At 59.2% G+C, this 10,287-nt stretch carries 11 protein-coding genes and 1 pseudogene; 8 read left to right on the forward strand and 4 right to left on the reverse strand.

Annotated features, from left to right (window positions below; translation table 11 throughout):
- Nucleotides 1-87: 87 nt before the first annotated feature.
- Nucleotides 88-240, reverse strand: a pseudogene (locus G568_RS20890) (IS3 family transposase); the annotation flags it as partial.
- A gap of 107 nt (nt 241-347) precedes the next feature.
- Between G568_RS20890 and G568_RS0116980 the strand changes: the two are divergent.
- The 6 genes from G568_RS0116980 (at nt 348) to G568_RS0117010 (ending at nt 6,271) form a co-directional block, all read left to right on the forward strand.
- Nucleotides 348-710: a hypothetical protein gene (locus G568_RS0116980; protein ID WP_157084453.1), complete on the forward strand. Its 363-nt coding sequence runs from the start codon at nt 348-350 to the stop codon at nt 708-710.
- Between the two features lie 443 nt (nt 711-1,153).
- On the forward strand, nt 1,154-1,651 hold the full coding sequence (locus G568_RS0116990; RefSeq protein WP_157084454.1) for a hypothetical protein: 498 nt from the start codon (nt 1,154-1,156) through the stop codon (nt 1,649-1,651).
- A 252-nt stretch (nt 1,652-1,903) separates the two neighbouring features.
- Complete coding sequence (locus tag G568_RS0116995; protein ID WP_169576972.1) at nt 1,904-2,356, forward strand: helix-turn-helix domain-containing protein; 453 nt, start codon at nt 1,904-1,906, stop codon at nt 2,354-2,356.
- 106 nt (nt 2,357-2,462) lie between these two features.
- The gene (locus G568_RS0117000) at nt 2,463-4,343 is read left to right on the forward strand and encodes a site-specific integrase (protein ID WP_026759108.1); all 1,881 of its coding nucleotides are present in this window, start codon (nt 2,463-2,465) and stop codon (nt 4,341-4,343) included.
- Nucleotides 4,340-5,743: a site-specific integrase gene (locus G568_RS0117005; protein WP_026759109.1), complete on the forward strand. Its 1,404-nt coding sequence runs from the start codon at nt 4,340-4,342 to the stop codon at nt 5,741-5,743. The genes G568_RS0117000 and G568_RS0117005 overlap by 4 nt, the downstream gene beginning before the upstream one ends.
- A 171-nt stretch (nt 5,744-5,914) precedes the next feature.
- Nucleotides 5,915-6,271 (forward strand): TA system antitoxin ParD family protein, encoded by a 357-nt coding sequence (locus tag G568_RS0117010; RefSeq protein WP_026759110.1) that lies wholly within the window; start codon nt 5,915-5,917, stop codon nt 6,269-6,271.
- 292 nt (nt 6,272-6,563) lie between these two features.
- Here the strand turns inward: G568_RS0117010 and G568_RS0117015 are convergent, their stop codons facing one another.
- Nucleotides 6,564-6,998, reverse strand: coding sequence for a type II toxin-antitoxin system MqsA family antitoxin (locus G568_RS0117015; protein WP_037374441.1), 435 nt, complete (start codon nt 6,996-6,998; stop codon nt 6,564-6,566).
- A gap of 1 nt (nt 6,999) precedes the next feature.
- Nucleotides 7,000-7,299 (reverse strand): type II toxin-antitoxin system MqsR family toxin, encoded by a 300-nt coding sequence (locus G568_RS0117020; RefSeq protein ID WP_026759112.1) that lies wholly within the window; start codon nt 7,297-7,299, stop codon nt 7,000-7,002.
- Between the two features lie 516 nt (nt 7,300-7,815).
- On the opposite strand from G568_RS0117020, the gene G568_RS19330 reads away from it, so the two are divergent.
- Nucleotides 7,816-9,102: a Fic family protein gene (locus tag G568_RS19330; RefSeq protein WP_051203146.1), complete on the forward strand. Its 1,287-nt coding sequence runs from the start codon at nt 7,816-7,818 to the stop codon at nt 9,100-9,102.
- A 268-nt stretch (nt 9,103-9,370) separates the two neighbouring features.
- Here the strand turns inward: G568_RS19330 and G568_RS20385 are convergent, their stop codons facing one another.
- Entirely contained in the window at nt 9,371-9,514 is a 144-nt protein-coding gene (locus G568_RS20385) for a hypothetical protein (protein ID WP_157084455.1), read from the reverse strand.
- 209 nt (nt 9,515-9,723) lie between these two features.
- Between G568_RS20385 and G568_RS19335 the strand changes: the two genes are divergently transcribed.
- The coding region (locus G568_RS19335) for a hypothetical protein (RefSeq protein ID WP_051203147.1) at nt 9,724-10,287 on the forward strand (564 nt) is incomplete at its 3' end.

A 10,287-nucleotide genomic window follows, 5' to 3' on the forward strand; every position in this document is an offset into this window, starting at 1 on the left:
CCTTGCTGCTACTCGGAGACCGGCGCGCCCGTTCACTAAGCAAGCGCGCAGATTGGCCACAAGCGCGATACGGAGGCAAGCCTGCTGTTGTTGCTGACAACGCGCAACACGGTTCTCTGAACAGGTCTCTCCTTGGTCGCGCAGATCGTCGGCGAGCTTGCGGTAGCCATAGACCTTGCCGCTGTCGGCCTAGGCCTGTCGGATCAAATCGGTCTGACGCACATCCTCCCGCGCATGCTGAACCAGAAAAGTCTTTCTTGTTTTTCCGTTTGTGTAAACGAGACCACTTCGCAGCCAGCGGTTTCAAACGGAGGCAGTTCTCCACCGCATATAGAAAGGTCACATCAATGGGTCTCGACGTAGATTTCTTTATTCCCGGGTCAGAGGCTTCGGTCCTCCCCATGCGACATCATTTCGGCTTTCTGGAGATGTTTCTCAATCAGTCGACTGAGCCGGTTCGGCCAGGATATGACGATTTCTGGGTCAATGCCGAGGTGCTCGACGGCGTCGAAGAAATTTTGGCAGAACGTCTCTCCGGCGCTGATCTGACACTGGGCGACCTACCAGAATGCACGGAAGGCGATCTCGAACACTGTCATCCGGAGAGCTGTCCGACAGATATGCTCTTGATGCTTTATGCGCGCGCGCTCCGAACCCTGTGGCGCGCGCAGGCCGAACATGGTCCCTTGATCTGTTCCTGGTCCGCCTGAGCTGATTGTAGCCAGGCCAAGGCCACTCAACGAACCCTTTGGTTTGACGGAGCGCCACGCAGACCAGGGTCGTCATCGTCGGTTACGCATGAAGCGCAGCATGGCCGTAGGTCTGGTGTCGGCACCGCTTGCCAGAAGCCTTGACCTTCCAATGCGTGCTCGGGTCGAACCAGATCGTCAGCAAAGCGTGATGCCTTAGATATATGCATTCTGTGAGAGCCGCGGCGAGGTTGGGTCGCGTTCGAGGCTCTGCCCATTTTGCACAAAAAACCCTTCTTGCGCCGATTTGTTTTCCGCACGCCCCCCATCGATCCAATCTTCATTCAGAGGCATTGAAGTGCCTCTGCCAAAAACAACGCAACTCCTGATAGGACACTCTTATGCAAATCTTCGCTGTTGGGCAGACCTCGCCCCTTCCCGTACCCGCTCATGATGGTGCCGTCATGACCATTGAAGATGCCGGGCATGACATTCTCACCACCGCCCGCTTCTCCGCGTCCAACCTTACCGACAAGGAAATTACAGCCGCAAATACAGGCAAGATTGAAATCGGTCTGGTGCGCGTCACATCCCGGGATGTGACCTTCCCGGTCTTTCTCTTCAAATTCGCCGGGATGGTTTTCGACGCCCCGTTTTCTATTGGATTGGAAGCCGAAGATAAGCGCGAACGCTTGGTTCATGCACTCTCCCATGTTGGTAATCTCACCCGAAGCGCAACCTGGTCTTTAACGCTCGAAACCGTCGAGCGCACCACCTGTACGACGAAATCCATCCGAATGATTGCGCCTTCGCCGCGCTTCTGGAGATCCGCAGCCGAGGCGCTTCTGGGCTCCGCAACTTTGAGCGAGGAGGTGCAACAGGACATGCTGGAGCGCCTCTTTTTGAGGTATCCGTCGCCGTCCCAGCTCTTCCGTCGGGCTGTTCACGTCGAGAAGTTCTGAAAATCGCGAAAACCATCTACCGGGCAGGCATCAAGCATGCCCGGTTCATTCTTTGAACGGAGCGCCCCCGGTTTCGCACTCGAGAGCTGTCATCCCAGGAAGCCGGGTTATTGCAGGTCGCTGCGGCAAAAACAGTACGGCGCCCCCTGTGCATTTATAGCAGAAATCTCGCCTTCCCGTTTGGATTCATCGCCCCTTTTCCCTTGGTCCTCTTCGTCCCCGACATGAACAAGAGGATATCTACAAATGGGCATGGCAGACGAATACCAGACAGGGGTGGTCCCGTCTCTGACCACATTGATCGATCGCGCGGGCCTGATCCGACGCTGGCAGCATGGCAGTGACGCGTTTTTCTGGCGGCAGGAGCGTGCAGGACGGTTGCTGCCCGTTCTGCACGGTGGGCTGCTGCGCTATCGTTGGCGTGACGTTTTCGAATTCGAGGGTGGGTTGCCACCTGCCGACAGGGCCGCAGAGTATTTTTCCGACCTGATGCGTCCCGCGCAAGTCGCAACTGTCCTCAACTGCGCGCCCGACTTCATTCTGAAAGCCGCCAGGAAGGGCGTACTGCCCGCTCGGCGGGTTGGTCGGAGCTGGCGGTTCGTGCCCGGTGAGGTCGGACGTTGGCAGCAGCAGAGCTGGGCCTCGCGCCCGGGTCAGATGAACGGGATATCTCGCAAAATAGCTTCATCGCCGTCCGGTGAATGAAACGGGGGGCGAGGTTTACGGCCCAAATTTCGCCCCCCGTTCCATTCATTTTTTCGCAATGAAAGGTCCGGCGTTCGAATGAAAACCAACAGAAGGAAATGAAAAGATGAGCAACGAAAAACCGATCGGGCTGAAGACCCTCAAGGATGTCGCGCATGTGTTGCCGACGGTGTATTCCGAGGCCTCCGCGAAGACTCTCGCGACCGCGCTGAAGAAAGCCGAACGTCTCACGGGCCTGCGTCTTTCACAAATCCCCGCGGACGAAAACGATTGGGTCCGTCGTGCGCAGTCGATGGTGTGGGCCGGCGAATTCCGCGGCGCCACGCCGGGCGACCAGGAAGCGGCCTTCAACACCTGGGTGAAGAAGATCGCCTCGACGATCCGGCACGCCCAGGAGAGCGTGGCGGCGCCCGTCAAGATGTCCGATCAAAGCGGCGCCTGGGATCAGATCGTCCAGTATGCCGAGGACGTAGAGAACACGTTCGACGAAGAGGGAAACCGCATCTTGCCGAACATGTTCTCGCTCTCGATAGCAACCTTGCGGTCCCAATGCGGTTATCTGCACCCGACGGAGCTTACGACCGAAACCGCCCGTCAGGCGCTGCTCGCGTGCCGCGTGGACAAGCCGTCCTCGTTTCGCAACGCCATCGCCGCAATCAATCGCCTGGTCCGCGAGCAGAACCAACATCCGGCGATTGCGCACCTGCTTCCCAATCTACCCGTTGGCCCGATCCCGCATCTCCGGGATGCGCCGCTCGATTGGGGGGCGTTTACGCCCGGGTTCATCGCGTCCCGGGACCGTGCGATGGCCCGGGCGATCGCGTTGGATCGCACGCAGCGCAAAGACCGGTTCAAGGGCAAGCTCGGCAACGGGCGCCTCGCGGCTGCGGGCAAGCACAAGGGGCGTCGCCGAGGCGTCGGGAACCCGGACTCTGCGCGCAAGAACCATCTCAATGCGCTGAGCTGGTTGGTGCGGCATGCGTTTCCCAATCGGGCTGACGCTTATGCCTTGGCCGACATCTCCGACCTGTTCACACCTGAGATCGTGGAACGCGCGGTGAACAACTACATCACGCGCGCCGAGGAGTCCGAGGTTCTGCTCAATCCAAAGGAAACCTCGTCCGCTGGGATGATCCTGTCGCGTCTGCAGGTCCTTGCAGAGCGGAATGGATGGTCCGAGGACGTTGTATTCGAGCTCGAGGATGCGCGGTTCGATCGTGTCGATAGCCATCAGGCCCGCGAAATGTCCAAGGAGCGGGAGCAATTCGTGAAGCTCGTGCAGCGGGACCCTGCGGTCCCTCGCGCGATCGTATCGGGCCCCCGCAGGCTGGCCGAGGAGGCCCAGCTGGTGTTCGACGATTGGGCAAGCTTCAAGATGCGCAAGCGGGAGACGGCTCTGCATCTGTCGATGGGAGCCAGCTTGCTTGCGTTGCTTCTCGCGCGTTCGGTGCGGTCGAAGAACGTGCATGAACTCATCATCGACGGCGATGATGCCGAATTGCTCCGACCGCTGCGCGAGGCGAGGCCCTGGCTCGAGATCGGCCGCCACCGGGTTAAGAACCGGAGCGCGATCGCCGGTGAGATTCCGCAGCGGCAATGGCGGGTCATCATGCAATGGCTCGACCAGGGGCTCCCGAAATGGTGCGAGAAACACGGGATCGATTTCGATGAGAACGTGCTACTCCTGCCTGGACCCAAGGGCCTTCTGTCGCGTCACACGTACAACAAGGTCTGGAACAAATGTGTCGAGCGGCTTGGTGTCCCGGGCCTTCAACCCCACCTCATGCGGCACGTCTTGGCGACGATCTGGCTCTCCGCCAACCCCGGTGACTACGCGACCGTGGCCGCGTTCCTGTGCGACAAAGTTTCGACGGTAGAAAAATTCTACGCGCGGGGCGAAGGCGCGGCGGCCGCCAAGCTCTTCGCCGAAGCGCTCGAGGCGCTCGACCCGACCCTCGAGGCATTTTTGACGCGGAGAGCCGCATGACCAGGACCCGTGACCAGAGGGCAGGGGAGCTGCCCGCGCGGATGCCGCATGTGCCGGTGAACGTGGTTCGGCGGATGCTGGACCATCTATCGGAAAAAGAGTTTTCCCAGCGCGGAATGCCCGCCGCGTTGGAGTCCTTCTATCTCGAGCTGGACAAGGCCGGGCTGGCCCCGGAGCAGGTGACCGCGGATGTTTTTCAAGCGGTCGGGACCTCGCGGTCGCGATTTCGCTGCCTCGTCGCGGCGCTGCGCCAGTTCGCGCCGGAGGTGCCGCTATCTCCGTCGCTCCCGGTCAGGCAAGAGTGGGATCACTGGCTCAATGTGCGTTACAACAAGAAAGAAAAGGGCGAGGGTTCGACCTGCCGTGTGGGCCTGGCTCCGGAAGATTGGCCGGAGGCATGGGGCGAGGCTCTCCCGGCGCTGGACCGGAGCGTGCGTCCTTACGGCACTCGATTGAAGCGGCTCGCGCCGAATACCAAGGGGACCGTGGTGTCCGCCGTTGGAATGTTGGCCCGCGCGCGGACATGGGCGACGTCCCGCGGCGTGGACCTCCCGGCGCGCCCTTCGGGTGAACTCTTCGACGGCTTCCTGCGTTACCTGGACGAAGAGCGGAACGTGTCATTCGGCACCGCGCGGGACTACCTGGAAAGTGCTCGGATGTTTTTTCTGCGCGCAGGCCTGTTCGATGAAGAGAGCTTTGAGGCGATCAGCGATCTCATCTCCGCCCTTCACGCCGAAGCGGTGGCCACCGATCCCGGGAAATGGGCACGTCTGAAAGAGTTTCGTGCCAAATTCACGCTCGCCGACGTTCTAGAGAAGGCTGAGGCGGCGTGTGCCGAGGCGGAGTCCCTGCCGGGCAATTCGACCGCGGCCTTCAAGTTGCGTCAGAAGGCGATGATCTATGCCATGCTCGTGAACACCGGCGATCGCCAGGGCGATCTGCGAGACTATTCTGTCGGCGTGGACCTTCTCCGGGGCGACCACGGGGACTGGGGTCATTCGATCCGGCAGAACAAGACCGGCAACAGGAAGGACCTGGACTGGCTCTGGCCCGGCACTTCCAGTTTGATCGACCGGTTCATTCTGGCAGATCGGCCGGACTGGATGCTTGCCGAGCGACTTGGCGAAATCGAGGGCATGAACTTGCTGACGCTCTCCGAGAAAGTCGTGGACAAGGGCTATATCAACCGACGTCTGGCGGAGGATTTCGGGATCCACGGTCACCTCGTGCGCACGCTCATCGCCGATCTTTTTCGCCGGACGCGACCGGACGCGATCTGGGCCCTTCAGAAGATGCTCGGGCATACCAACAGTACGACTCAGCGGGTCTATCGGTCGGATTTCGACGAAAGCGCCGCGATACGCAACTTCGATGCGCTGCTCGGGGCGCTTGCGGATTGAGCCGCGCGGCTCGCATTCGTGCAGCGCGCCTGGGACCCGTCCGGCGCGCTGCACGAAGACAGCGCAACGCCATGCCGTTTTCCGCCCGCTGGAACATGTCTTGGCGTTCGCCTCAATCTTCGATTGTGAGGTGGCATGTGTCCGCTTATGCTTCAATTCAAGGAGGCGACGATGGCCCAGCCCGTGAAACTTACCGACGAGGTCATGGCTCTGGTGCGGCGTGAGGCGGATATGCATGGCCGTTCCGTGGCCGGCCAGATCACCCATTGGCTGAAGCTGGGACGGGCGATCGAGCAATCCGGCACCTGCGATCAGGCCCGTATCATCGCTGCCTTGGCGGGCCGGTTCGAAACCACCCGGCTGAGCGAAGCGGAGGAGTCTGCTTGGCTCGACGCCTTCACGGATCGGATGGGGCAACCCTCGAACGCTGACAAGGACTTCTACGCCAATCGCCGAGCCCTGGGGCTGGGCGTCGGGCTCGATGCGGGTGGTAATCTTATCTTTGCCAAAAAGAATTCTCCAACGTGAGATCCGGGTTGACCGAGGTGTTGGTCTCAAAGCAAGTCCACTGGAAGCACGAGCTGACGCGTTCGAGTGTGTGGAAAACGCCGCGCTCCCAACAATTTACCGGCGGTTCGGCAAGCCCCGGCACGCGCAATGTGTCGTCGGCACCTGCTTTGAGGCGAGGTCGGAACGGCATGGTTCGATCATGAGGCCGCGCAAACTGGCAGGAACGGGGCCCAGCCCCTTACGGCAAATGTTGAAGCCCGCAAATACTTGCGGGCTTCATGTCTCTATCGAAAAGTGGCGGGATTCACGATCAAGCCATTTGCTGCTCACCCAAAAGCTCATTGAGGCGCTTCGGATTATTCGACAGAAGTCGTAGGGCCGTGTCAGCGGCCTTGCTCAACACGACGTCTCCTGATTCATATTTCTGAAACGCATTTGGTCCGCCGCCAATGAGGCGACCCGCGTCACGCTGCGAAAGTCTCAGTTTCTTGCGGGCTGACCGGACTTGCCCCGGAGTCATTACGCCGGCCTCTCGAGCTTTCATGGTATTGATCGCGCGATCCGACACCTGCATGTCTTTGGCCTCATGGATGCCCTGGTCCGCAGTAGGGTCGTCGACTGGATACCAGCCCGGCAACTCAACTGTCTCGCTTTGAGAGCGAAAGGTGAGCGTGACGGTGCGAACGCCGCGAACGAGCGCCCCACCGGTCTCCGGATGCACTCTTGTTTTTTCAACTCCAGACATCTCATTTCTCCTTAAAGGACGTGCAGGTGAACTCGGCGACGGTGTCCTGTACGAACTTGATGTAGATCTCATAACCATCAGCTCGCCCATGATAGACATCCATCCATATTCTGTGATTCTGGTGTGTGGTCATCGACTTGTAGAAATCACGGCGATTCAGGCCCTCGATCACGCCAATCATGTCGGCACGGGTCATTCCCATCTCTGCTGCACCTTGTATGGCGGCGTTCGTGATTCCCATCGTCGAGCCAGCAGACGCTTGAATAGATCCGAGATCGTATGTTGGTCTCTTCTTCATCATATGGCACCATAATGGTGTATTTGCAAGTGGTCCAGTGCCTCCACCGAAAGATTGGCCCGCTTGCGTAGCGGTGGCCTCACCGCTATCGAAGATATTTTCGAGACAAAACTCACCCGATCTCTCCTTCCGAGAATGCGTCAAGGTTCTTGTTTGAAAAGTAATGTTGGCCACAGTGCGGCCAACAGAAGCAATTGTTTCAACATTTTCCTTAAGGGGCTGGGGAACGGGGCACAGCTATCGCTGTTCTAGCGCTGGAAAATTTGCGCGGCTGGCCGACCGGTCAGCCGCGTCAGTGCGGAGCGCTTTTTCGTTGCAAAGCGCTTGCACTGATTCTAAGGAAATTTTAAATATATGATATATATCAAGTGGATAAACGTGTCACGTTGCCGCGCATTCGTTTCAGAGAGCCAGCTACGCCACTATCGTTTCAAAAAATATGCAACGAAAACTTGCCCACACTATAAAATGTATGTATATTAGTACTTTAATCGTTTCACAGAGTTACGTTTACGTTTCATGGCCACAATCGAGCAAGACATACTGGATTACGTTGCCGCGCACCCTGAGTCGGGCCGCGAGACGATCCGCAGAGGGGCGGCACCGAAGTCCAGCGACACGACCGTCTGGCGGGCGCTCAAGCGCCTCGTCGAAGCGGGCAGGCTCGAAGTCTCGGGCAAGGGTCGCGCGACCGTCTATACGATTGCGGGTGCAGCTGTCGTACGTGCGCATCTACAGGCCCCATATAACAGACGACCTCCCGTTGCCTACAACCCTGAATTCCTCGACGCCTACCTGCCGAACCGAACTTTCTACATCGCCGAGGTCGACCGGGATAGGCTAAAAAAAGCAGGGCAGCCCGTGGGCGGCATGATCAAGGCCGGAACCTATGCGCGGCGCATCCTTGAACAACTTCTGGTCGATCTGTCCTGGGCGTCATCCCGCCTTGAGGGCAACACTTACGATATTCTTCAGACCGAGCGGCTGATTCGTTTCGGCGAGGCGGTAGAGGGTAAGGATCGCAAAGAAACGCTGATGATTCTCAACCACAAGGAAGCCATCGAATATGTGGTCGATAATCTTGATGACATCGGCCTGTCCCGCCCCAACCTCTTCGGGATTCATGCGCTTCTGGCCGACGGTCTGCTGGCCGATCCGGCGATGGCCGGGCGGCTGCGCGGCACGCCCGTCGGGATTTCTCATTCGAGCTATACGCCCCTCGATGACGCCATTACCATAGAGGAAGAATTTGATATCCTGCTGCACAAGGCGGCGGAGATCAATGATCCGTTCGAGCAGTCATTCTTCCTGCTTGTCCATATCCCTTACCTTCAGGCTTTCGTGGACATCAACAAGCGCACATCGCGGGTGGCGTCCAACATACCGCTTCTCCAGGCAGACTTCGCGCCCATGTCTTTCCTGACCATGGATGACGCGGCCTATATCGACGGGCTGATCGGCATCTACGAGCTCAATAATGTGGCGCTCCTGCGCGAAGTTTTCATCGACAGCTATCTCGCGTCTGCTGAAAAATATCGCATCCTGCGCGCCGAGGTTGACTCACCCGAGAAGGCGGCGATTGTCTATCGGGACTTTGTGCGCGAAGCCGTCCGCTATAGCGTCCTGCAAACCAAAGCCTTTCGCGAAGGCGATATTCTTGACCTCGCTGCCAGGCACGACATCCCCGAAGATGAGCGGGATGCTGTCGTGGCCTATGCCCACGAACAATTCAAAGGGCTGCATGAGGGCAATCTTATTCGCTACCGTCTGAAGCCAAAGGACATCGAAGGCGTCGATCTCTCATAAAGCCCAAAGCCCCGTCCGCAGGGCAGGACTTCAGAGCGGTTTAGCATCGGCATGACGGCCTTGCGGCGCAGCCCATGGCGCGTTCGATATTTTCGAGTGTTGCCAGGATATTGCGGCGGTCCGGCGTGTCGGGCTCGGTTTCAATCAGCAGCATTGAAAAGAGCTGGTGCAGTTCTGGCGATCTCGCCGGAGGCGACAACGCCGCGCCGCACATTGACACAGATCCGGCAGGCAGGGTCAAACGGGTCATAACCCGCCTCTGACGCCGTCACTTTTGTTCACCGGCTTTCGGGATAGCCCAAAGCGCTTTTAGCAAGTACGCAATTTGACCGATATTTGCCGCTACGCTTTTGCTGATGCCTTTGACCAGCTTGTCAGCGGCGTCCTTCGATGTTTCGGACTTCTTGTTCATCTTCGCTCCTTGATGGCTGCGATGAACCGGAAATCCTCCGATACGAAAACATCAAATCTGTCCGAAAGGTGCTGACGTTAAACAATGATCCGGTCTGGTCAGGCGCGGATCGCCCCGTGCTGTGCGGTCGTGACTGACGCACAGCACGGGGCGACACGCCTGTCAGGCTTCAAGCTTTGCGTCTGTTTTCACCACGACAGGAGGCGCATATGCCACTCGACAAATCCCTTTCCTTGCAACCCGAGGCCACGGACACCTGGAAGGCCACCCTGGGCCGCGGTGATGTGGTCCGGTTTTGGTTCCCGCTTGCCAATCACCAATCCGATGACACGGGCCCCAAGCGCAGGCCCTGCCTCGTGCTGGATGTCTTCACATGTGGGCAGGTGCAGTTCGCGAAGATCGCCTACGGCACCTCCGCTGACACCAGGGCCAATCGCGGCCTCGAGATCCGCATCAACGACCCCGACGCCATCAAGGCGGCCGGGCTCGATCGGCCATCGCGGTTCGTCTGCGCCCGCACCGTCATCGTCAGCCTCAACCACCCGGCGTTCGAGCCGGTCAGCGAGACCGGCACACCGGTCATCGGCCGTCTTGACGATCGCCTCATGGTCCGGATGAACGCCGTGCGCGCGCGGCTCGACGCGGAGGCTGACATGGCGGCCAACGCCCGCGACGAACGGCGCAAGGAGCAACGGCGCTGGCAGCGCGAGGGCGACGGTTTCCGAAAGCGGAACCGCGCCCTGCGCGCAGCCACCCCCACCACCACAAAAGGA

Source organism: Sediminimonas qiaohouensis DSM 21189 (assembly GCF_000423645.1).
In the GTDB taxonomy this organism is placed as follows: Bacteria; Pseudomonadota; Alphaproteobacteria; order Rhodobacterales; family Rhodobacteraceae; genus Sediminimonas; species Sediminimonas qiaohouensis.

Coding starts and splice junctions, on each gene's coding strand:
- G568_RS0116980 (WP_157084453.1), top strand. CDS start 348: ATGGGTCTCGACGTAGATTTCTTTATTCCCGGGTCAGAGGCTTCGGTC.
- G568_RS0116990 (WP_157084454.1), top strand. CDS start 1,154: ATGACCATTGAAGATGCCGGGCATGACATTCTCACCACCGCCCGCTTC.
- G568_RS0116995 (WP_169576972.1), top strand. CDS start 1,904: ATGGCAGACGAATACCAGACAGGGGTGGTCCCGTCTCTGACCACATTG.
- G568_RS0117000 (WP_026759108.1), top strand. CDS start 2,463: ATGAGCAACGAAAAACCGATCGGGCTGAAGACCCTCAAGGATGTCGCG.
- G568_RS0117005 (WP_026759109.1), top strand. CDS start 4,340: ATGACCAGGACCCGTGACCAGAGGGCAGGGGAGCTGCCCGCGCGGATG.
- G568_RS0117010 (WP_026759110.1), top strand. CDS start 5,915: ATGGCCCAGCCCGTGAAACTTACCGACGAGGTCATGGCTCTGGTGCGG.
- G568_RS0117015 (WP_037374441.1), bottom strand. CDS start 6,998: ATGTCTGGAGTTGAAAAAACAAGAGTGCATCCGGAGACCGGTGGGGCG.
- G568_RS0117020 (WP_026759112.1), bottom strand. CDS start 7,299: ATGATGAAGAAGAGACCAACATACGATCTCGGATCTATTCAAGCGTCT.
- G568_RS19330 (WP_051203146.1), top strand. CDS start 7,816: ATGGCCACAATCGAGCAAGACATACTGGATTACGTTGCCGCGCACCCT.
- G568_RS20385 (WP_157084455.1), bottom strand. CDS start 9,514: ATGAACAAGAAGTCCGAAACATCGAAGGACGCCGCTGACAAGCTGGTC.